This is a genomic window from Arthrobacter sp. HS15c (assembly GCF_040812005.1).
Taxonomy (GTDB): domain Bacteria; phylum Actinomycetota; class Actinomycetes; order Actinomycetales; family Micrococcaceae; genus Arthrobacter.
Genome location: NZ_JBFOHM010000001.1, coordinates 351,222 through 371,811, shown reverse-complemented (window position 1 = coordinate 371,811; position 20,590 = coordinate 351,222). Strand labels below are relative to the sequence as shown.

Annotated in this window: 21 protein-coding genes and 1 riboswitch; of the genes, 13 read left to right on the top strand and 8 right to left on the bottom strand. The window is 67.6% G+C overall.

What is annotated here, in order from left to right:
• The first annotated feature begins 66 nt into the window (after positions 1–66).
• Together ABV518_RS01670 and ABV518_RS01665 are read left to right on the top strand one after the other, a co-directional pair.
• Complete coding sequence (locus ABV518_RS01670; RefSeq protein ID WP_367765110.1) at positions 67–930, top strand: PHP domain-containing protein; 864 nt, start codon at positions 67–69, stop codon at positions 928–930.
• A gap of 106 nt (positions 931–1,036) precedes the next feature.
• A complete protein-coding gene (locus ABV518_RS01665; protein ID WP_367765109.1) occupies positions 1,037–1,414 on the top strand; it encodes a hypothetical protein in 378 nt (125 codons plus the stop codon).
• Positions 1,415–1,442: 28 nt separating this feature from the next.
• Here ABV518_RS01665 and ABV518_RS01660 read toward each other — a convergent pair whose 3' ends face one another.
• The 4 genes from ABV518_RS01660 to thiE all read right to left on the bottom strand — a co-directional run bounded on the left by ABV518_RS01660 (position 1,443) and on the right by thiE (position 6,621).
• Entirely contained in the window at positions 1,443–2,315 is an 873-nt protein-coding gene (locus ABV518_RS01660; protein ID WP_367765108.1) for a site-specific DNA-methyltransferase, read from the bottom strand.
• Between the two features lie 8 nt (positions 2,316–2,323).
• On the bottom strand, positions 2,324–4,024 hold the full coding sequence (locus tag ABV518_RS01655) for a DEAD/DEAH box helicase (protein WP_367765107.1): 1,701 nt from the start codon (positions 4,022–4,024) through the stop codon (positions 2,324–2,326).
• Positions 4,025–4,311: 287 nt separating this feature from the next.
• Positions 4,312–5,820, bottom strand: a complete 1,509-nt coding sequence (locus tag ABV518_RS01650; protein WP_367765106.1) for an RNB domain-containing ribonuclease — start codon at positions 5,818–5,820, stop codon at positions 4,312–4,314.
• Positions 5,821–5,883: 63 nt separating this feature from the next.
• On the bottom strand, positions 5,884–6,621 hold the full coding sequence (gene thiE / locus ABV518_RS01645; protein ID WP_367765105.1) for a thiamine phosphate synthase: 738 nt from the start codon (positions 6,619–6,621) through the stop codon (positions 5,884–5,886).
• Positions 6,622–6,648: 27 nt separating this feature from the next.
• Positions 6,649–6,768, top strand: a riboswitch (TPP riboswitch).
• Here thiE and thiO point away from each other — a divergent pair.
• The 4 genes from thiO to ABV518_RS01625 all read left to right on the top strand — a co-directional run bounded on the left by thiO (position 6,761) and on the right by ABV518_RS01625 (position 9,833).
• Entirely contained in the window at positions 6,761–8,059 is a 1,299-nt protein-coding gene (gene thiO, locus ABV518_RS01640) for a glycine oxidase ThiO (protein ID WP_367765104.1), read from the top strand. Its footprint overlaps the riboswitch before it by 8 nt.
• Complete coding sequence (gene thiS / locus ABV518_RS01635; RefSeq protein WP_367765103.1) at positions 8,056–8,292, top strand: sulfur carrier protein ThiS; 237 nt, start codon at positions 8,056–8,058, stop codon at positions 8,290–8,292. The genes thiO and thiS overlap by 4 nt, the downstream gene beginning before the upstream one ends.
• A 3-nt stretch (positions 8,293–8,295) precedes the next feature.
• Entirely contained in the window at positions 8,296–9,105 is an 810-nt protein-coding gene (locus tag ABV518_RS01630) for a thiazole synthase (protein ID WP_367765102.1), read from the top strand.
• A 62-nt stretch (positions 9,106–9,167) separates the two neighbouring features.
• Entirely contained in the window at positions 9,168–9,833 is a 666-nt protein-coding gene (locus tag ABV518_RS01625; RefSeq protein ID WP_367765101.1) for a 4a-hydroxytetrahydrobiopterin dehydratase, read from the top strand.
• A 5-nt stretch (positions 9,834–9,838) separates the two neighbouring features.
• Here the strand turns inward: ABV518_RS01625 and ABV518_RS01620 are convergent, their stop codons facing one another.
• Genes ABV518_RS01620 through ABV518_RS01610 form a run of 3 tightly spaced genes read right to left on the bottom strand, consistent with a single transcriptional unit; the run spans position 9,839 to position 11,142 of the window.
• Entirely contained in the window at positions 9,839–10,141 is a 303-nt protein-coding gene (locus tag ABV518_RS01620; protein ID WP_367765100.1) for a hypothetical protein, read from the bottom strand.
• Between the two features lie 60 nt (positions 10,142–10,201).
• The gene (locus tag ABV518_RS01615; RefSeq protein ID WP_056343932.1) at positions 10,202–10,426 is read right to left on the bottom strand and encodes a DUF3107 domain-containing protein; all 225 of its coding nucleotides are present in this window, start codon (positions 10,424–10,426) and stop codon (positions 10,202–10,204) included.
• A 50-nt stretch (positions 10,427–10,476) separates the two neighbouring features.
• Positions 10,477–11,142, bottom strand: a complete 666-nt coding sequence (locus ABV518_RS01610; protein ID WP_367765325.1) for a TetR/AcrR family transcriptional regulator — start codon at positions 11,140–11,142, stop codon at positions 10,477–10,479.
• Between the two features lie 84 nt (positions 11,143–11,226).
• On the opposite strand from ABV518_RS01610, the gene moeB reads away from it, so the two are divergent.
• Positions 11,227–12,426, top strand: coding sequence for a molybdopterin-synthase adenylyltransferase MoeB (gene moeB / locus ABV518_RS01605; protein ID WP_367765099.1), 1,200 nt, complete (start codon positions 11,227–11,229; stop codon positions 12,424–12,426).
• A 124-nt stretch (positions 12,427–12,550) separates the two neighbouring features.
• On the opposite strand, the gene ABV518_RS01600 is transcribed toward moeB, so the two are convergent.
• Positions 12,551–13,864: a glutamyl-tRNA reductase gene (locus ABV518_RS01600; RefSeq protein WP_367765098.1), complete on the bottom strand. Its 1,314-nt coding sequence runs from the start codon at positions 13,862–13,864 to the stop codon at positions 12,551–12,553.
• A gap of 157 nt (positions 13,865–14,021) precedes the next feature.
• On the opposite strand from ABV518_RS01600, the gene hemE reads away from it, so the two are divergent.
• From hemE to hemC, 6 genes are all read left to right on the top strand, one after another.
• Complete coding sequence (gene hemE, locus ABV518_RS01595) at positions 14,022–15,140, top strand: uroporphyrinogen decarboxylase (protein ID WP_367765097.1); 1,119 nt, start codon at positions 14,022–14,024, stop codon at positions 15,138–15,140.
• 70 nt (positions 15,141–15,210) lie between these two features.
• The gene (gene hemG / locus ABV518_RS01590; RefSeq protein WP_367765324.1) at positions 15,211–16,650 is read left to right on the top strand and encodes a protoporphyrinogen oxidase; all 1,440 of its coding nucleotides are present in this window, start codon (positions 15,211–15,213) and stop codon (positions 16,648–16,650) included.
• A gap of 101 nt (positions 16,651–16,751) precedes the next feature.
• Positions 16,752–17,483: a hypothetical protein gene (locus ABV518_RS01585; protein WP_367765096.1), complete on the top strand. Its 732-nt coding sequence runs from the start codon at positions 16,752–16,754 to the stop codon at positions 17,481–17,483.
• A 122-nt stretch (positions 17,484–17,605) separates the two neighbouring features.
• Complete coding sequence (gene hemQ / locus ABV518_RS01580) at positions 17,606–18,307, top strand: hydrogen peroxide-dependent heme synthase (protein ID WP_367765095.1); 702 nt, start codon at positions 17,606–17,608, stop codon at positions 18,305–18,307.
• Positions 18,304–19,569: a ferrochelatase gene (locus ABV518_RS01575; protein ID WP_367765094.1), complete on the top strand. Its 1,266-nt coding sequence runs from the start codon at positions 18,304–18,306 to the stop codon at positions 19,567–19,569. Before hemQ ends, ABV518_RS01575 begins: the two co-directional genes overlap by 4 nt.
• On the top strand, positions 19,566–20,564 hold the full coding sequence (hemC, locus tag ABV518_RS01570) for a hydroxymethylbilane synthase (RefSeq protein ID WP_367765093.1): 999 nt from the start codon (positions 19,566–19,568) through the stop codon (positions 20,562–20,564). Before ABV518_RS01575 ends, hemC begins: the two co-directional genes overlap by 4 nt.
• Positions 20,565–20,590 lie beyond the last annotated feature (26 nt).

Sequence of the window (20,590 nt, the reverse complement as noted above, 5' to 3'; positions counted from 1 at the left end):
CATCGTCTCACCAGCACTGAGCCTTGGACGAATACCGGCGCGAACGCGGTCAACTAGGCTGGGCAGGTGAGGATCGACCTGCATGCCCACTCCAATGTTTCCGACGGCACGGAAACCCCCGCCGATGTGATGGCCTCCGCTGCGCGGGCGGGGCTGGACGCGGTGGCGCTGACCGACCATGACTCCACGGACGGCTGGGCCGAAGCGTCGCTGGCAGCCGTGCAATTCGGCGTCGCGCTTGTTCCCGGCATGGAGGTTTCCTGCCGGACTGAGCAGGGCATCAGCGTGCACCTGCTGAGCTACCTGCACGATCCGGACCACCCGGGGCTGCTGGAGGAGATCACCAAAGCCAAGGACGCCCGCCTCACCCGGGCGGAGCGCATGGTTACCCTGCTCGCGGAGGACTACCCGCTGACATGGGACGACGTGATCCACCATGTGGCGCCCGGCGCAACGCTGGGGCGGCCCCACATCGCGGACGCCCTGGTGGCGGCCGGCGTCGTGGCTGACAGGTCGGAGGCATTCACGTCCATCCTGACATCCCATTCGCGCTACTTCGTCCAGCACTACGCACCCGACCCGGCCACCGCCGTCGAACTGGTCCGTGCCGCAGGTGGTGTCCCCGTGTTTGCCCACCCGGTCGCTTCCGCGCGGGGCAGGATCGTGGGGGAGCGCACGTACCGGGAGATGATCGACGCCGGCCTGGTTGGCCTGGAGATCGACCACCGGGACAATCCGGAGGAGGGTCGGAAATTCCTCCGGGACCTTGCTTCGAAGCATGGACTGCTGATTACGGGTTCGTCCGACTACCACGGGACAGGCAAGCCAAACCTGTTGGGAGAGAACCTGACAGCGCCGGAAGTGCTGGGCCGGATCGAGGAGCTGGGGACGGGCACGCCGGTGGTTCGCGGAACTTCCACAGCGTCTTGACGGACAGTTCCGGCTGAGTAATGTTGCGCTTACTGAGGGTGGTTTGGAACCCCAAAAAAAGGTCTCGTCGCCATGCAACATTTCTAACGGTAGACGGAGAGAAACCATGTTTAGGAAATCACTCGCCGCGGCTGGCCTTGCCGCAGCTTTTATGTTTGTTCCCGCCACAGCCAACGCGTTGGACTGTTACAACGCCAGCAGGCCGCCCGCTGCGTGCGGAGCCGTCTGCACGGACGGCCCGATCCTGAACGGCAACTGGGCGTGGCTTCCCAGTGTCTTCCCCGGCGCTGCTGAAGTCTGGGCATTTGTCCCACCCGGATCGCTCAAAGTGATTGATCCAACGGCGCCCATCGGCCAGAAGGGCAACTATCAGAACGGCCAGGGCTTCGCACTGCTGGTCAACGCCATCTGCGATTCGCAGGGATCGGTCCTAGTGCACCGGCAGACCGACCACGGGATCCAGCTGATGGAAGGCTGCCCGTAGAAACCACCGACGAAAGTAATACTGCGACTCAGTTGGGCGGGTATGAGGTAAACGTTGCCTTGGCGCCAAGCCGCTTGGCCATCACGTCGATGGCCGGCTGGTTCTGGTCCACGCACACGAACTTCCGGTCCAGTTTGGCTGCCACGGCGCCGAGGGTTCCCGAACCCGCGAAGAAGTCCAGGCACCAGTCCCCGGGCCGGCTCGAAGCGGCCACCACCCGGCGGACAAGGCCCTCGGGCTTCTGCGTGGGGTAGCCGGTCTTTTCCTTGCCCGTGGGTGAGACGATGGTGTGCCACCAGACATCGGTGGGCAGCTTCCCGAGTTCCCGTTTGGCAGGCGTCACCAGGCCGGGTGCCATGTACGGCTCGCGGTCCACCTCGGCGCTGTCGAAATGGTATTTCGCCGGATTCTTGACGTATACGAGGATGTTGTCGTGTTTGGTGGGCCAGCGGTACTTGGCGCGGGCGCCGTAGTCGTAGGCCCAGATGATCTCGTTCAGGAAGCACTCCCGGCCGAAAATGGCATCCAGCATCACCTTGGCGTAGTGGACCTCACGGTAGTCCAGGTGGAGGTAGAGGGTGCCGTCGTCCGCGAGCAGGCGCCAGGCCTCCACGAGCCGGGGCTCCAGGAACGACCAGTAATCGCTGAACGCGTCGTCGTACCGGTGCAGGGCGCCCTTGATGGTGTCGTAGGACCGCCCCTTGAAGCCCACGCGGTCCCCGGATCCTTCGGCGTTGACCACCATCCGCGTTTCCTGGCGCTGCTGGGCCCGTCCCGTGTTGAACGGCGGGTCCACGTAAATGAGTGTGAAGGCGCCGTCCGGCAGCGAGGGGAGGAATTCCGCGTTGTCCGCGTGTACCACCAGGTTGCTGCCGTCCGGCGCCCAGACAGATTCAGTCATTGAGGCTTTTAGGCCTCGGCGCTGCCCGGCTGCGTGCCGTTGTCGCCGCCGGCCACCACTTCGCCGTTGCGGCGGCGGGTGCGGGTCCGGCTGCGGCGCGTGCGTGACTGGTCGCCGTCGGCCGGGGCTGATGCCGCCGGTTCCGCGGCGGGACCGGTGCCGGCAGTCGCCGCGTCGGAGGTACGACGGCGGCGCTCACCCGAGCGGGATGCCGTTTCCGACCCTGCGCGGCGGCTGGATGACCGTGCGCGGTCGCGGCTGCCGTCACGTCCGGCGTCGCGCCCGGCGTCCTTCGCGCTGTCCCGTCCGCCGGAGCGGGAGTTCTTCTTGCCAGTCTCGCCCAGGTCCTCAAGGACTTCGGCGTCAACACCGGCGAGGGTGCGCTTGTTGCGGGGCAGGCGGCCCTTGGTTCCCTCCGGAATGTCCAGCTCTTCGTAAAGGTGCGGGGAGGAGGAGTACGTCTCAACCGGCTCTGGGACGCTCAGGCCCAATGCCTTGTTGATGAGGCCCCAGCGGGGCATGTCGTCCCAGTCCACAAACGTGACGGCGGTGCCCTTGTTGCCGGCGCGGCCGGTGCGGCCCACGCGGTGCAGGTAGATCTTTTCGTCCTCGACGCACTGGTAGTTGATGACGTGCGTGACGTCGTCGACGTCGATGCCGCGGGCGGCGACGTCTGTGGCCACCAGGACGTCGACTTTGTTGTTGCGGAAGGCCCGGAGTGCCTGCTCGCGGGCGCCCTGGCCCAGGTCACCGTGGATGGCGGCAGCCGCGAACCCGCGGTCCACCAGCTCCTCGGCCACCTTCGCGGCGGTCCGCTTGGTCTTGGTGAAGATGATGGTCCGGCCACGGCCCCGGGCCTGCAGGATGCGGGCGACTACCTCGATCTTGTCCATGCTGTGGGCACGGTAGATGAGCTGGCGGATGTCGCGCTTGGTCAGGCCCTCGTCGTCGGGGTCGGCCGCACGGATGTGGGTGGGCTGGGTCATGTAGCGGCGGGCCATGGCGATGACCGGGCCGGGCATGGTGGCGGAGAAGAGGAGCGTCTGGCGTACCGCAGGAGTGCCGGCGATCAGAGTTTCGACGTCCGGCAGGAACCCGAGGTCGAGCATCTCGTCGGCTTCGTCCAGGATGACGATCTTGACGTTCTTCAGGCTCAGGTGCTTCTGCTTGTAAAGGTCGATCAGGCGGCCGGGGGTGCCGACGACCACTTCGACGCCGTTCTGCAGGGCCTCCACCTGGGGCTCGTACGCGCGGCCGCCGTAGATGGTGGCGATCCGGGCATTGCGCTTGCGGGAGGCGGTCTGGAGGTCGTTGGCGACCTGCACGGCAAGTTCGCGGGTAGGGACGATCACCAGCGCCTGCGGGGCGCCCGGGACGGCGAGCTTATCGAAACCGGGGTCGTCGCGGCCCACAACGCGTTGCAGCGCGGGGATGCCGAAGCCCAGGGTTTTGCCTGTGCCAGTCTTGGCCTGTCCGATGATGTCGTGGCCCGAGAGCGCCACCGGCAGGGTCATGGCCTGGATGGGGAACGGGTGGGTGATCCCGGCGTCGGCCAGGGACTCCACGATATCGGCGCGGACGTTGAAGTCGGCGAAGGATTTCTCCTCGATCTCGTGCGGCTTTTCGTCCGAGATAATGGTTTCTTCCGGCTCGATGGTCTCGGTGCCGGAGTCGTCAGTCAGGAGTTGGTGGGTATGCAATTCACTCACAGGGGAGTTTCCTTATTCATTTGGGCATTGGCGCTGCCTGCTCAACGGGCCGGCCAACGTGGCCGTTCCGGAGCACGCTCGAAGCGCGCAAGCAAATCCAGTGGAAGCCGATCGCGGGCTATCTAATTGCTGGCACTGGTGACCAGCGGGTCTATCTCAAGATCGCGTAGGGGCGGGCTTGTTGAATTCAAAATCAAGGAAATCAACGACCGGGCATCCATATCTACTTCTTCAGTCTACCGGCAAGGACTCCTAATCCCGGCTTTGCCCCTTCGGCAGCCCCGCGGCTAACTGACCAGCTCGAAATGGACTTCCCGCGTGGCGATGTCTGAGGAGAGAAGCCGGACACGGACCTTGGTGCCTGATTCGAGGTCTCCGGCGCAGCGGGCGGTGACTGCGGGTTCGGCTATCTGGATGATCCCGGACGGGCCGTTCCCGTTCCTTCCGTTGCCGTTGCCATTCCCGTTGGAGCCGTTGCCGCCACTCTTTTCATTCCCGTCCTTCTGCGGCTTGGACCCGGAAATGACGATCGCGTCGAATTCCTGTCCGACGTGGTTGACCAGCAGGGCAGCTTCCACGGTGTCCAGGGCCAGCCGCTCCATCCGGGCGGCCAGCTGGTCGGATCCGGCCATGATCCCCGGAAGCGAAGGCAGAGCCTCGCGTGCCCAGCCCGGGACCGGCCTGCCGTTACTGAGGGCGTCGCAGATCACCAGCACGAAACGGTCCACCAGGCGGCGGAGCGGAGCTGTGGTGTGGGCATAGGCCGCCCCGATCGCGGACTGGATGGCGTCGTCCGGGATCCCGCCGTCGAACGCCGTGTAGCTGGCCCCCCGGAAAAGCATCCCGGCCGAGTGCATGATGGCAAGTTGCCGGGGGTCGGTGGGGTCGAGGGTGCGGAGGTACTCCCCGTAGCCGGCCTTCCCGTCCCACGGTTTGCCCAGCGCCTCGGTCTGCAGCCGGAAGTGCCGCAGGGACCGTTCGTCAGGTGCCGGCATGGTCCGCAGGATGCCGACTTTGCCCTCGAGCATCAGCGTGGCGGCGGCCATTCCGGTCATCAACGAGATCTGGGCGTTCCAGTCCTCCACCGGGAGCTGCGGAGCCGCGGCAATCCGGTAGCCGCCGTCGGGAAGCTGGACGATCTCCTGCTCTGGCATGTTCAGGCTGGCGCCGTCGCGTTCCCGTTCCAGTTCAACGCGTTTGAGGCCCACTTCCTTCAGGAGCTGAAGGACCGGTGAAGCTGTTCCGGCGTCGAGTTCCGCCTGCGCCCCCTTGTAGCTGAGTTTGGCCCGGCTGCGGACGCGCGCCCTTTGGACGGCCACGGTGGTTACCTGGGCGGCCTGGTCCAGCTGGAAGTCCCAGACAAAGGCGGAGCAGAGCTGGCCTGCCAGCAGGCTGCCGGCCCGCTCGCTGATGACCTCCGGATGCAGCGGGATTCGGCCGTCCGGCGCATAGAACGTCTGTCCCCGGCGGCGCGTCTCGGCGTCCAGCGGGCCGCCTGGCTCGACGAAAGCGGGAACGTCGGCGATGGCGTAGAGAACCCGATAGCCAGTGCCGGCAGGCTCTATGAACAGGGCCTGGTCAAGGTCGGTGGACGACTCCGGATCGATGGTGAGGAAGTCAACGCCGGTCAGGTCGGCGTCCGGAAGTGTCCGGGAGGCGACGGCGGCCTCGGCATCGCGGACGGCGTCCGCCGGATAGGCGCCCGGCAATTCCAGCTCGGTCCGCAGCGCGCCCAGTGCCTCCTCGAGGGCATTGTTGTGCTCGTGGACATTTGGGGCCAACCGATGATGTGACACGAAAATCAGGGTAGCCCGATTTTCGCCGATAATGCACGCAATCGGTCCCCCCGGCCCGCAGTCCTAGGAGTTGGCGGCGTCCAGGGCCGCAAGGAGCGCCGCCGCCGCCGCGGCGGGGTCCGCGGCTTCGGTGATGGCCCGGACCACCACAACCCTGCTGGCACCCGCTTCCACGACCTGCTCCACGTTGCCCAGGTCAACGCCCCCGATGGCGAACCAGGGCACAGTTGCCCCGACTGAAACGGACGCGGCCTGCCTCGCGGCTTCCGCCGCATACTTCACGAGATCTAGCCCGACGGCGGCCCGGCCGGGTTTGGTGGGTGTGGCCCAGACGGGGCCAACACAGAAATAGTCGAGTCCGCCGGGGCCGGTGGCGGCCGCGGACCCGGTGATGGCGGCGTCGATCTGCCCGGTGGTGTGGGTGGACAGCCCGATGACGCCGGCGTCCCGGACGAGCGATCGGGCTGCGGCAAGCGGAAGGTCCTTTTGGCCCACATGGAAGACCGGCGCCCCCGACAGCACCGCAACGTCGGCGCGGTCGTTCACGGCCCACAGCCGCCCGTGGCGCTCGGCCGCCTCTTTCAGCACTTCCAGCAGCTCAAGTTCCTCGGCTGCCTCGATGGTCTTGTCGCGGAGCTGGATGATGTCCACGCCGCCGGCGAAGGCCGCATCCACAAACCCGGCGAAGTCGCCGCGGTCCTTTCGCGCATCCGTGCACAAGTACAGCCGGGCGCTGCTGAGGGCGTCGGACCGGAGTGCGCTGTTGGAAAGGGCTGTGCTGTTGGAAAGGGCGTGGTTCATGGAAACCAGAGTAGTTCCTCTAAACTGGGCACGTACTGCGGGAGCCCGTGGCAGCTGTCATAAAGCGGCCGGGCTGAGAGGGCGTCAGAGCCGACCGCTTGACCTGATCCGGCTAGTACCGGCGTAGGGAAGGAAACACATGGTCCCCCCAACCGGCAGTCCGCCCGCTGCGGCTCGCGCCGACCTTCATGCCGACGTCGCCGTCATCGGGGGAGGCGTGATCGGCCACGGCATCGCCCGGGAGGCCAGGCGCTCGGGCCGCTCGGTGGTGGTCATTGATGACGCCCCCGGTTCCGGCGCCAGCTGGGCTGCCGCCGGCATGCTCGCCCCCGTGAGTGAGCTGCACTACCAGGAGGAAGACCTCCTGGAGCTGATGCTTGAATCCTCGGGTCAGTGGCCGGCGTTCGCGGCGGACCTGGCCCGCGACGCCCCGGCTGACGCCGGCTACCTGGCCACACCCACGCTCGCCATCGGCGCGGACGCCGCCGACCGCCGGGCCCTGATGGACCTGCGGGCCGTGCAGCAGGCCCACGGGCTGGACGTTGAACCGCTGACGGTCCGTGAAGCCAGGAGCCGCGAGCCGCTCCTGAGCCCGGCGATCTCCTGCGCCCTGGACATTCCCGCTGACCATCAGGTGGATCCGCGCAAGCTCGTGGCGTGCCTGCGTCAGGCGTTGGCCAGCCACTGCAAAGATTCACGTTCCGCAGTCACGGGTGCGCTCGACGGTTTCATTGTCGCCGACCGCGCGTCGTCCCTGGTGTGGGAGGACGGCCGGGTTACCGGCGCCAGGCTGGCGGGCGGGGGACTGGTGACCGCCGGGGAAACCGTGGTGGCCAACGGGCTGCACGCGGCCTCCCTGGGGGCGTTACCGGCCGGGCTCCGGTTGCCGCTGCGTCCGGTGCACGGGGATATCCTCCGGCTGCGCGTCCCGGAACACCTCCGCCCCCTGGTGACGGCCACCGTCCGGGGCATGGTCCGGGGCGTGCCGGTGTACATCGTTCCGCGGCGAGACGGCACGGTGGTTATCGGGGCCACCCAGCGTGAGGATGCCCTGGCTGCGTCCGGCCAGCAGCACGGCGGAGGCGCCGCCGGCGTGTCGGCGGGCGGCGTCTACCAGCTGCTCCGCGACGCCCAGGTGCTGGTACCGGCCGTCGCCGAGCTGGAGCTGCTGGAAAGCACGGCCAGGGCCCGCCCTGCCACCCCGGACAACGCGCCGCTGCTGGGCCGGGTCCACTTCCCTGAAAGCGGCGGACACGTGGCCGGCCTCATAGTGGCCACCGGCTTCTTCCGCCACGGGGTGCTGTTGACGCCCGCGGCGGCCACCATCTGCCGGGACCTCATGGACGGGCGGACGGATCCGCGCTGGCTCCCGTTCAGCCCGGCCAGGTTCTCCGGCCAACGCCCTTCCACCGTTCAACCCACCAAGGAACACGCATGAACATCACCCTCAACGGCACGCAGCACGCCGTGTCCGACGGCACCTCCATCACCACGCTGGTCAGCCAGATCACCGGCAGGCCCCTTGCCGCCAACGGACAGGCGACCGACGGTCAGAAACTGGGTGTCGCCGTCGCCCACAACTCCGAAGTAGTACCCCGAAGCCAGTGGTACGTCACGGCGCTCGCCGACGGTGACGACGTCGAACTGGTCACCGCAGTCCAGGGAGGCTGAAGCATGACGGAAACCATCAACACCACCAACCAGACCGGACACCCGGACCCGCTGATCATCGACGGCGTGGAGCTCGGGTCGCGCCTGATCATGGGCACCGGCGGAGCACCGAGCCTCGACGGACTCGGCGCGGCCCTGCTGGCCTCCGGGACGGAACTGACCACCGTGGCCATGCGGCGGTACTCGCCTGCCGAGACCGGCTCGCTGTTCCAGCTCCTGGTGGACCACGGCATCCGCGTCCTGCCCAACACGGCGGGCTGCTTCACGGCCCGCGACGCCGTCATGACGGCCGAACTGGCCCGCGAAGCGCTGGAAACGGACTGGGTCAAGCTGGAGGTCATCGCCGACGAGCACACCCTCCTTCCCGACGCCGTTGAACTGGTGGACGCCACTGAACAGCTCGTGAACCGGGGCTTCAAAGTGTTCGCCTACACCAATGACGACCCCGTCCTGGCCCTGCGGCTCGAAAACCTCGGTGCAACGGCGGTCATGCCGCTGGGATCGCCCATCGGCACCGGACTGGGCATCCTCAACCCGCACAACATTGAGCTCATCGTGTCCCGCGCTTCGGTGCCCGTAGTGCTCGACGCCGGGATCGGCACGGCCTCGGACGCTGCGCTCGCCATGGAGCTGGGCTGCGACGCCGTCCTGCTGGCCACGGCGGTTACCCGTGCCCAGAACCCGGCCGTTATGGGAGAGGCCTTCAAGCACGCGGTCATCGCCGGTAGGCTGGCGAAAGCGGCCGGGCGGATACCGCGCCGTGAGCACGCCCTGGCGTCGTCGGCCATGGAAGGCCGGGCAGAGTTCCTCTGACCATCTCCCCGCCGCGGGCCAGCGCGGTGCCGCTCCTACAGGACGACGCGAGGGAGACAGCCGTGACCGGCAGCCAAGAGAAACTCACCAGGTCCGGCATCGATGATACGCTGGGCGGCCTCCCGGACTGGCGGTACCGCCTCGGCGGACTGGTGACGGTCTACAAAACGCCGACGGCGGCCGCCGCACTGCAGCTGATGGCCGCCGTCGGACGCCTCGCCGAAGAGCAAAACCACCACCCTGACCTCGACTGGCGCTACAACCGCGTGTTCCTGCGGTACACCTCCCATGACGTCGGCGGCGAGGTCACCTCACGGGACGTGGCGGCAGCGGCTGCCGCAAGTACGGCTGCAGCGGACGTCGGAGCAACAGCGGAACCGGGACTGCACCGTACCGTCGAGGTGGGCGTTGACACCACGGACGCCGCCGAGATCTCCGAAGTTTGGCGCGTTGCCCTCGGCTACAAGAAAGGCCCCGGCACGGATCTGGCGGATCCGTACGGCCGGGGCCCTTCGGTGTGGTTCCAGGAGACACCCACGCCACACACCAGCCGCATCCACCTCGACATCCATCGAAGCCAGGCCGAGTCTGCGGCCGTCCTCGACAAGACCGGGGCCACCGGCGCCTTAATGGACCGTGACCACGCACCCGACTGGGTGGTGGTCACGGATTCACAAGGGAACAGGCTCTGCCTTTGCACGGAGGCAGGACATCGGCCGGCGGATTGAGCCGGTTACAGCTTGAGCGCCGACGTCAGCCGGAGCGTGTCATAGTGCGCCCTGGTGCGTCCGAGGTAGACAGCAGCACCCGCGGCAGCCACGGTCCCCAGCACCATGGGCAGGACCCACGGAATCCAGGTCAGGCCTGGCTGGTAGCCAAAGCCCGCGGCCATAAAGATGATCCAGCTCAACGCGCCGACCGCAGTGGCGACCCCAGCGGGAAGCCCCATGCCGTATTTGGCGTGCCGTTTGTCGTTAGCCCAGACAATAAAACCTGCGGCCACGGTCACCAGCACAACAATCGTCAGCGAAAGCATTGAATCTCCTCAAAACGCAACGGATGCCCGCCCGCGGAGGGCGGGTTGGCCGGCGGCCTGCTAGAACTGGCCGAAGCCGACTTTGCGGGCCTCTTCCGCGCCGATTTCGACGTAGCCCAGGGCGTTGCCGGGAACGATGATGATACGGCCCTTGTCGTCCTTCAGACGGAGCTCGGTGCCCTTGGTGATGGCTTCTTCAACGACCGTAGCCACGGCGTCTGCGTCCTGCGCTGATTCCAGCACGATTTCGCGGCCAATATTCTGAATGCCAATCTTAATTTCCAAAAGGGGGCCTCCCAGCCAATCAAAGTTTCTTGGGTTCTCTTATTTGTAGTCTAGGTCTCTTTGGGGAAGCGAGAGATTCCGCGCCAAGCTAAACGGTAGATGAGGTCGCTGGCCACATCGAGGTCAAGGTTTCCGTCGGTTTCCAGCCAGTACCGGGCGCTGACCTGGGCCATTCCCGCCAGCCCGCGCCCCAGCAGCTGCGCCTCCAGATGGGGCAGCTTGGTGTCCTCGGCAATGACCCGGGCGACGGCGTCGGCGAATGTTTTGTTGAATGTCTCGAGGCGTGAACTGACGTCCGGATCGTTGATCAGGTCCGATTCGAAGACCAGGCGGTGGGCCTGGTCGTCGCTGGCGATAAAGCGGTAGTACGCCCGCATCACGGCCTGGACGCGTTCGTCGTTGTCGGTGGTGGAGCTTAGTGCACCGAGCATCAGGTCCGTCAGCGACGCGAGATGGCTGTCCAGCAGGGCCAGGTACAGTTCGCGTTTGGACGGAAAATGCTGGTACAGCACGGGTTTGCTCACATGCGCCGTCTCGGCGATCTCGTCCATCGCGGCGCCATGGTATCCGTTGGCGACAAAAACCTCCTGGGCCGCAGCGAGGAGCTGGGCCCGGCGCTCGTCCCGGGGAAGTCGGGCGGACCGCTGGCCTGCGGTGCGTTGAGGTGCAGGCGGTTCGCCGCCGGACGCCCGGTCAGCCCGTGCTTCGTGGACCACAGTTGCCCTACTTTCCATTGCAGTTACCTCCACTTTACTGCGGGGTAATATGACCTCGCGGTATCTCGGGGCATACATTGAAGTATGGCTTCGACATTCACCGCAAATGTTTCCTCCGTTTCCCTTGAACCCCTGGTGGAGCCGGCAGGGGATTTGACTCCCGCCGAAGTGGAGCGTTATTCGCGGCACCTCATCATTCCCGAGATTGGCGCCATGGGACAGCGGCGGCTCAAGAACGCCAAGGTCCTGGTCATTGGTGCCGGGGGACTGGGTTCGCCGGCCCTGCTGTACCTCGCGGCGGCGGGCGTGGGAACGCTGGGAATCATCGACGACGACGACGTTGACCTCAGCAACCTGCAGCGCCAGGTGATCCACGGTGTGGCCGATGTGGGACGGCCCAAGATCGAATCGGCGCGCGACGCAATCGCCGCCCTGAACCCGCTGGTGGACGTCCGGCTGCACAACGTGAGGCTGGACGCCTCCAACGCGCTGGAGCTCTTCGCGGACTACGACCTGATCCTGGACGGGGCGGACAACTTCGCCACCCGGTACCTCGTGAACGACGCCGCCGCCATCCTGGGCAAACCCTACGTGTGGGGCTCGATCTTCCGCTTCGACGGCCAGGTGAGCGTGTTCTGGGAACAGTACGGCCCCACCTACCGCGACCTGTACCCGGAGGCGCCGCCGGCGGGGTCCGTGCCGTCCTGCGGGGAGGGCGGCGTGTTCGGCATGCTTTGCGCCGCCGTCGGCTCGCTGATGGTCACGGAGGCAGTGAAGCTGATTACCGGCGTCGGGCGTTCACTGCTGGGCCGCGTGGCACTGTTCGACGCGCTCGGCGGCAGCTGGCGCGAGATCCGTGTCTCCAAGGACCCCGCGGCGGAACCGATTACAGAACTGACGGACTACGAGGCTTTCTGCGGCATCGCTCCGGCTGCCCCGGCCGACACGGAGCACACCATCACAGCCACCCAGCTGGCCACCATGCTGGCGTCCCGGAAGGCCGGACTGAAGGACTTTGACCTGGTGGACGTCCGCGAAACCGGTGAGCACGACATCGTCAGCATCGACGGGTCGGTGCTGATCCCGCAGGGACGGATTCTGGCGGGGGAAGCCTGGGCGGAACTGCCGCAGGACAAGGACATTGTGTTCCACTGCAAGGCAGGGACCCGGTCGGCGAACGTCCTGGAAGCGGCCCGGAAGGCAGGCTACCAGCGGGTCAGCCATCTCGACGGCGGAATCCTGGCCTGGGTGCGCGACGTGGAGCCGCAGAAGCCCGTCTACTAGACGGTTGCCCTCCCACGACGCTCTATCACTTTTCGCGCTTTTTTCGACGATGCTCTCTCACTCTCCTGAAAGGAGTGAGAGAGCATCGTTGAAAAAGCTGCAGGAAAGTGAGAGAGCGTCTGGTTCAGGCGCTTTCGAGGCCTTGGTGGTCCACCGGGCATTCGGCCTGCGCCGCGGCGGCAGGCTGCTCCACGGTGATGCCGTAGAGGGTTTCGAGGGCCGTGACGTAGTCGTCCTGTTGGCCGTTCGCCGCCAGCTCCCGGGCGCGGACAGTGGGGACATGCAGCAGCTGCTTGACCATCCGGCGGAGGGCGAACTCCACTTCCTCGGCCGCCGCGGTGCAGCCGTGCCGGGCACGGACCTTCTCCATTTCGGCGTCCAGGACGTTCATGGTGTGCCTGCGCAATGCCACGATCGCGGTGTCCACTGAGCGTGCCTCCCGCTCCTGTTCGAAAGCCTTGGCCGCACCGGACACAATGCCGCTGGCCTGGGTGAGGGACTCGGCCTGTTCCTGCGGTGCGGCGAGGCGCACGGACTCCAGGGTCAGCAGTTCGACGCTGTCGAGTTCGCCGACTTCCGGGTCAAAATCATGGGTGAGGGCGAGGTCGATGGCGATCAGCGGCTGGGTGGATCCAGCGCGGACCTGGGCAAGTTCGTCCGCCTCGACGCGGGTGTCCGAACCGCTGCAGCCGATCATGACATCGGCCGCCGCTACCGCTGCGGGCAGGGATTCGCTGTCCAGCGCTGTACCGCCGCGGGTGGCCACGAAGCCTTCGGCGCGGCCGGAAGACGAGAAGACCGAGATGTCGGCGCAGCCCCGCTCGCGGAGCAGTGCCATGGTGGCGCCGGCGTAGGCGCCGGTGCCGAACACCACGACCTTCTTGGCGGACCAGTCCGGGTTTTCGGAGAGATCGGTGGCCAGGTCCAGGGCTACGGAGACGATGGACAGGCCCCGGGAGCCGAGGGCGGTCTGCGCCCCGACGTCCTTGGCCGTCTTGGACGCGGCCTGGAACAGCCGGACGAGGCCGGGGCTTGCTGTGCCTTCGTGCTGTGCGGTGATCAGTGCGCGGCGGACCTGCCCGGCAATTTCACGCTCGCCCACCACGGCTGAATCCAGCCCGGCGCTGACGGCAAAAAGGTGCTGGCTGACTTCGGGGCCGGTCCGGGTGCTGAAGGAGCGGGAGACGAGCTGTTCGTTGAGGCCGCTGAGTCCGCTGATCTGGGACACGAGCGCCGCGCGGGCTGCCTCCACGTCATCGGCGTGGGGTGCCTCACCGTAGATTTCGTAGCGGTTGCAAGTGGCAAGCACCACCGCACCCGTCACTGCCGGCGATCCGGAGAGTGCGGATGTGGCGATACCGGAAGCACCGTTGCTCAACTGAGCAACGGTCTCAAGGTCGATGTCGGCGTGTGTAGCCACCAATGAAAAAAGAACCACAGCAGATCAATCATAGCTTTTTCGTGCCTCGGTAGAACAACCCGCAGCGCAGGGACGCCCGGCGCGGGGCCGTGATTCCTGCCACGGCGGCTTTGCGGCCGCGAAGGGTGACAGGCTGTCGTTATCTTTTGTGCCCGATTTTGGGGACAATCGAGGCATGACTTCCAGCTCCGCCGTGTCCAATGCCGTGTCCAGTGCCCTGTCGAGCGACAGCGCCCTGGCTGCCGGCCATCCACTGATGGACGGCCGCACCGCAGATTCCCCGCTCATCACGGCTTACCGGGGCGGCAAGCCGTCGCGCAGGCCCGTGTGGTTCATGCGGCAGGCCGGTCGGTCGCTGCCGGAGTACCTGAAAGTCCGCGAAGGCGTGGCCATGCTCGACTCCTGCCTCCGGCCGGAACTGGCGTCCGAGATCACCCTGCAGCCCGTGCGCCGGCACGACGTTGACGCAGCCATCTTCTTCTCCGACATTGTGATTCCGCTCAAGCTTGCAGGCGTCGGCGTGGACATCGTTCCCGGCGTGGGCCCGGTGCTGGACAAGCCGGTGCGAACGGCTGACGACGTTGCGGCCCTGCCGCAGCTGACGTGGGAAGCCCTGGAACCCATCCGGGAAGCCGTGCGCCTGACCGTCGCTGAGCTGGGCAAGACCCCGCTGATCGGTTTCGCCGGCGCCCCGTTCACCCTCGCCGCCTACATGGTTGAGGGCAAGCCGTCACGGGACCACCTCGGCCCGCGCACCATGATGCACGCCGATCCGGAGACCTGGACTGCACTGGCCAATTGGGCCGCGGATGCCTCGGGGATGTTCCTCCGCGCCCAGCTTGAAGCCGGCGCCTCCGCCGGACAGCTGTTCGATTCCTGGGCCGGGTCGCTGGGCCTGGCGGACTACTTGAAGTACGTGGCACCGGCCTCCGCCCGGGCGCTGGACCACGTCCGGCACCTCGGCGCGCCGCTGATCCACTTCGGTACCGGCACCTCGGAACTGCTTGTCGCCATGCGCGACGTCGGCGTGGACGTGGTCGGCGTCGACTACCGCCTTCCGCTGGATGAGGCCAACCGAAGGCTGGGCGGCACGGTGCCCCTGCAGGGGAACATCGATCCGGCACTGTTGTCAGCTCCCTGGGAGGTGCTGGAAGCCCACGTGCGCGAAGTCATCCGGGCCGGCTCCGCAGCACCCGGGCACGTGCTCAACCTCGGCCACGGCGTGCCTCCCGAGACCGATCCAGCCGTCCTGACCCGGGTTGTTGAGCTCATCCACTCCATTTCCCCGGAGTAGTTCCGTGGGCAAGGCAGCGGATTCCGGACAACAGCCGGGCGATCAGGCCGAGGCGTTCCTGGCCCCGGCTCTGGTGGTGGGCGGCGGGATCTCCGGCCTCCTGGCCGCCCGGGAACTGGCAGCGGCCGGCCGCGCAGTCACCGTCCTGGAGGCCACGGACCGCTGGGGCGGCTGCGTGGGAAGCCACGTTGTGGCGGGCCTCCTGCTCGACAGTGGTGCCGAGTCCTTCGCCACGCGTTCCACCGCCGTAGCCGACCTCGCCACCGAGCTGGGGCTGGCCGGAAAAATCGTCGCGCCGCGGCCGGGCGGCGCCTGGGTGCAGCTGCCCGACGGGCCCCGGGAACTCCCCAAGACGGGTGTCCTGGGCATCCCCGCCAACCCCTGGGACCCGGAGGTCCGGCGCTCGCTCGGCTTCCTGGGCTCCCTGCGCGCCTCGCTGGACAGGTTCCTGCCCGCGTTCGTCGGCGCGTCAGCCAACGTGACAAGCGTGTCCTCGCTGGTTCGGTCCCGGATGGGCCGCCGCGTCCTTGACCGCCTGGTCGCCCCGGTGGTGGGCGGGGTGCACTCCGCCGACCCGGGCCTGCTTGACGTTGATATGGTGGCGCCCGGACTGCGTGCCGGGCTTCGCCGGCACGGTTCGCTCGCGGCCGCCGTCTCCGCGCAACGGCGCGGCCCTGGCCCTGCGGCGTCCGGCCCCGGACCCTCTGTGGCGCCGGCCTCCGGGCCGCAGCCCGTTGCCAAGGCGGGTTCCGCCGTCGCCGGACTGGACGGGGGCATGCACACCCTCGTCACGGCGTTGCTGTCGGACCTCCGGGCCCGCGGCGTGGCACTGGTGCACGGCGCCCGCGCGGACGGCGCCGCCAGGACGCAGGACGGCTGGCGCGTCACTGCCGGGCCAACCGCTTACGACGCCGGACTGCTGGTGGTGGCACTCGACGGTCCGGCCGCCGTCGGGCTTCTGGAAGCAGCGGTCCCCGGCCTTGCCGGCAAGCAGCCCGACAGCGGTCCCGATGTCCGGCTTGTCACCCTGGTGGTGGATGTTCCCGAACTGGACCGGCGGCCCCGGGGGACGGGCATCCTGGTGGCGCCGCAGACCCCGGGCATTGAAGCCAAGGCACTGACGCATGCAACGGCGAAATGGGACTGGCTGGCGGCAGCTGCCGGCCCGGGAACCCACGTCCTGCGGTTGTCCTACGGCCGCATTGACGGTTCGGCAGCCGGCGGAGGCGGTCCTGCATCCGACAACGAGCTCCTGGCCTCTTCCCTGCGTGACGCGTCCGCCCTGCTCGATGTCCCCATCCGGCAGGAGGACATCATCGGCTGGGACGTCGTCCGGTGGCAGGGGGCGCTGCCGTTCGCCGCTGTCGGACACAAGGCGCGCGTTGCGGACATCAGGCAGATCTGTGCGCAGCAGGAAGGCCTCGCGGTCGTCGGAGGCTGGGTGGCTGGCAACGGACTGGCTGCTGTCGTGGCCGATACCAGGGAACAGCTTCGAAGCTTCCTGAGCTGAGCATCGCCCCAATTCAGCCTGTTGTCAGCGCGTTTACAAGGCCAGTCAAGTGCTCTTGCCGACTTTCAATTGACCCGCCACGGTGGCTAGGGTGGATGACTATGGTTGACTACAGGTCCGAATTTTCACGTTCCCGGACCGGTATCCATGGGGGATTCCGAAGGGGCAGTGCAGCTGCCGCAATCGGGGCGGTACTGGTCCTTACTGCGGGTGTTCCCGCGTCCCAGGCAGACGGAGTTTCCGGCGCTGACGAGCCGGAAGTCCAGGTCAGCGGCAGCGCGCAGTTGCCCGTAGTCGGAGGACTCCTGAAGGGCGTGCTCGGCTCCGCCACTGCCTCGCCCCAGCCCACTCCGGTCCCCGAAGCGACCACCGTTTCCCCGTCGCCGGTCCCCGCGCCCACCACGGCTTCGCCGCCGCCCACCACCAGCGCTGCGGCAACGGGTACTGCAACGCCCGTGCCCGCCCCGTCTCCTCTGGGAGGTACCGCCGTGCCGCTCCCGCAGCCTGCGGCCGGCCAGCCGGACGCAGCGTCCACGACAGCAGGGGCCGAGCCAGGGGTGGCCGGCAGCGAAGCGGGCACCCCGGCCGCCGACCAGCCTGCCGCCGGGGACAGTGCGGCAGCATCCGCCACATCAGAGCCAACCAGCACGTCTGGCCCGACGGCCACGCGCACCGGCGTTCCCCAGGCAGTCGGCGGCGCCGCCCAAAGCCGCCACGAGATGACTGCCCAGACGGAACCGGCGGCCGAGGCCGCCAAGGTGTGGCTCGGCGTCGGGCTTGTCGGGTCAGCGGGGGCAGCCGGACTGGTCTTCACCCGGATCCGCCGGTTCTAAGGCCGGCTCCCGATGGTCGGAAGCGCTATGCCTGTGGCGCATGATGTGACATTCAACACTTCTACGTCTTGTAGAACTCTTCGGTTTCGACTTGGCGAAGGGGAAGGGGCAAACTGGTAACCATGAGCCACACTTCTGCCGAATCTGTCACTAAAACCGAAGAATCAGCCGAGCAGTTTTTTACCCTCTGGACTGTATTCAAGCGGTCAGCTGATGTCCTGCGCAGCGCTGACGCTGCCGACGACTTCGATGCGCTGCTGTCCCGCCTGGGCGAGGCCGGGGTGACCCACCGCGGAAACTACGATGTCTCCGCCATGCGCGCCGATGCCGACGTGATGGTGTGGCTCCATGGCCCCAAGCCCGAAGAACTGCAGCGGGCGATCCGCGATATCCGCCGCAGCAAGCTGTTCGCCGGAACGGAGATTGTCTGGTCCGCCATGGGTGTGCACCGCGAGGCTGAATTCGCCAAAAACCACACGCCTGCCTACTCACGCGGCGTAGCGCCGGCAGAGTGGCTGTGCGTCTACCCGTTCGTGCGCTCCTACGAGTGGTACATCCTGCCCGAGGCCGAGCGCGGCAAGATGCTGCGCGATCACGGCATGCTGGGCCGCGACTTCCCACAGGTCATCTCCAACACCGTGTCTTCCTTTGCCCTGGGCGACTGGGAATGGATCCTGGGCCTGGAAGCGCCGGAGCTGGTTGACCTCGTGGACCTGATGCGGCACCTGCGCGCCACTGAGGCACGCAACCACGTCCGCGAGGAGATCCCGTTCTACACCGGACGCCGGATCAGTGCAGCGGAGATCGCAGAGGTCCTCGCATGAACCCGGCGGATCCCCAACCGGGCTCCACGCTGACTGCCGTCAACCCCGTCACCGAAGCCGGCCGGATGGCGCCCAAGGACTACGACGCCGTGCTGCTCGCCTCCTTCGGCGGCCCCGAGGGCCAGGACGACGTCCTGCCGTTCCTCCGCAACGTCACCCGCGGCCGCGGCATCCCGGACGAGCGGCTCGAAGAGGTCTCCCACCACTACCGGGCCAACGGCGGCATCAGCCCCATCAACCAGCAGAACCGCGAGCTCAAGGCCGCCCTCGAGGCTGAGCTGTCCGCCCGCGGCATCGGGCTGCCGGTGCTCTGGGGAAACCGCAACTGGGACCCCTACATCCCGCAGACCCTGCAGGACGCGTACGACGCCGGCCACCGCAAGCTGCTGATGATCACCACGAGTGCCTACTCCTGCTACTCCAGCTGCCGCCAGTACCGCGAGGACATCGGCATGGCGCTTGCCGAGACCGGCCTGGACGGCCGGCTCGAGGTGGACAAGGTGCGCCAGTACTTCGACCACCCTGGCTTTGTGGAGCCCTTTGTTGAAGGGACCGCCGCCGGCCTGGCCGACGTCCGCGCCCAGCTCGCTGAGGCCGGCAACCCGGACGCGCCCGTGCACATCCTGTTCGCCACGCACTCCATTCCCACCCGCGACGCCGACGCCGCAGGACGGTCCGACGCCGAGCCGCGCGACTTCGAGGAAGGTTCCGCATACGTCGCGCAGCACCTCGCCACCGGCGCCGCCGTGATCAGCCGCGTTGAGGCCGAATCAGGCCTCACCGCACCCTGGTCCCTCGTCTACCAGTCGCGTTCAGGTGCCCCGCACGTGCCGTGGCTGGAACCGGATATCAACGACGCCATCGAGGAACTGGCCGCCCAGGGCATCAAGGGCATCGTGATTGTTCCGCTGGGCTTCGTCAGCGACCACATGGAGGTTGTCTGGGACCTGGACACCGAAGCGCTGGAGACCTGCCGCACCCTGGGCCTGGCCGCCACCCGGGTGCCCACCCCCGGCACGCACCGCAAATTCGTCAACGGGCTGGTGGACCTCATCTCCGAGCGGACCCGCGCCAACAATATCGCCGACCGTCCCGCCGTGACCGGCCTGGGCCCCTGGTACGACGTCTGCCGGCCCGGCTGCTGCGCCAACTTCCGCGGCGAAAAGCCCACCATCGCCGGCGCGGACACCACGGTTGGAACCGGGCACGACCCCTACCCGGACGCGACCGCAGTGCCGGCCGGGGGAGAAGGCGCCCAGTGACCGTCCGGATCGGAACCAGGGCCAGCAAGCTCGCCCTGACCCAGACGCAGCAGACCGCGGACCAGCTTGCCGCCGTCGGCGGATTCCCCGTGGAACTGGTGCACATCAGGACCGACGGCGACGTCCTCACCGGTTCGTTGTCCCAGATGGGCGGCACCGGCGTTTTTGTTGTCGCCCTCCGCGAAGCGCTCCTGCGCAACGAGTGCGACGTGGCAGTGCACTCGCTGAAAGACCTGCCCACCGGCGCAGCCGTTGGCCTGACGCTGGCGGCTACACCCCGCCGCGTTGACGTCCGCGATGTCCTTTGCGCCCGCGACGGCCTGAAGCTGGCCGACCTGCCGCAGGGCGCCACCGTGGGCACCGGCTCACCGCGGCGCGCCGCCCAGCTCCGCGCCGCACGTCCGGACCTGCAGATCCTGGACATCCGCGGCAACGTGGATACTCGCCTTGGCCGCGTGCCGGGGCTTCCGGGCAACGCGACGGACCAGGTGGTGCCAGGCAAGTCCTGCGACCTCGACGCCGTCGTCCTCGCCGCCGCCGGCCTGGAGCGGATCAGCCGGCTCGACGCCGTCACCGAGTTCCTCGAAACCGACGTAATGCTGCCGGCCGCGGGGCAGGGGTCGCTGGCTATTGAATGCCGCACCGCCGACGCTCCCCGCAAGGCCGGATCAACAGAAGGCTCGCAGGGCGTCCTGGCCCAGGCCCTGGCGGCACTCGACGATCCTGACACCAGGCTCGCCGTGACCGCCGAACGGGCCCTGCTGGCCCGTCTTGAGGCCGGCTGCGCTGCCCCCGTGGGCGCCTACGCCTACCGCAAGGGCAGCATGCTGCACCTCGAAGCCGTGGTCTGTGCCGTGGACGGGACAGCATCGGTCCGCGACAAACGCGCCACCGACGGGCTGACCGAGGTAGGGGCCACGCTCCTTGGCATCGAACTGGCGGAGGTCCTCCTTGCCGGCGGCGCCGCCGACATCGCAGACCTCCAGGCATCCTGACCGGGCCCGTGGACACGCGCCCCGGG

What these genes read in the sequence shown, in the direction of transcription:
- moeB (WP_367765099.1), top strand. Translation starts at nt 11,227, where the DNA reads ATGGCTTCGACATTCACCGCAAATGTTTCCTCCGTTTCCCTTGAACCC.
- thiO (WP_367765104.1), top strand. Translation starts at nt 6,761, where the DNA reads ATGGTCCCCCCAACCGGCAGTCCGCCCGCTGCGGCTCGCGCCGACCTT.
- ABV518_RS01630 (WP_367765102.1), top strand. Translation starts at nt 8,296, where the DNA reads ATGACGGAAACCATCAACACCACCAACCAGACCGGACACCCGGACCCG.
- thiS (WP_367765103.1), top strand. Translation starts at nt 8,056, where the DNA reads ATGAACATCACCCTCAACGGCACGCAGCACGCCGTGTCCGACGGCACC.
- thiE (WP_367765105.1), bottom strand. Translation starts at nt 6,621, where the DNA reads ATGAACCACGCCCTTTCCAACAGCACAGCCCTTTCCAACAGCGCACTC.
- hemQ (WP_367765095.1), top strand. Translation starts at nt 17,606, where the DNA reads ATGAGCCACACTTCTGCCGAATCTGTCACTAAAACCGAAGAATCAGCC.
- ABV518_RS01575 (WP_367765094.1), top strand. Translation starts at nt 18,304, where the DNA reads ATGAACCCGGCGGATCCCCAACCGGGCTCCACGCTGACTGCCGTCAAC.
- ABV518_RS01660 (WP_367765108.1), bottom strand. Translation starts at nt 2,315, where the DNA reads ATGACTGAATCTGTCTGGGCGCCGGACGGCAGCAACCTGGTGGTACAC.
- ABV518_RS01585 (WP_367765096.1), top strand. Translation starts at nt 16,752, where the DNA reads ATGGTTGACTACAGGTCCGAATTTTCACGTTCCCGGACCGGTATCCAT.
- ABV518_RS01665 (WP_367765109.1), top strand. Translation starts at nt 1,037, where the DNA reads ATGTTTAGGAAATCACTCGCCGCGGCTGGCCTTGCCGCAGCTTTTATG.
- ABV518_RS01620 (WP_367765100.1), bottom strand. Translation starts at nt 10,141, where the DNA reads ATGCTTTCGCTGACGATTGTTGTGCTGGTGACCGTGGCCGCAGGTTTT.
- hemE (WP_367765097.1), top strand. Translation starts at nt 14,022, where the DNA reads ATGACTTCCAGCTCCGCCGTGTCCAATGCCGTGTCCAGTGCCCTGTCG.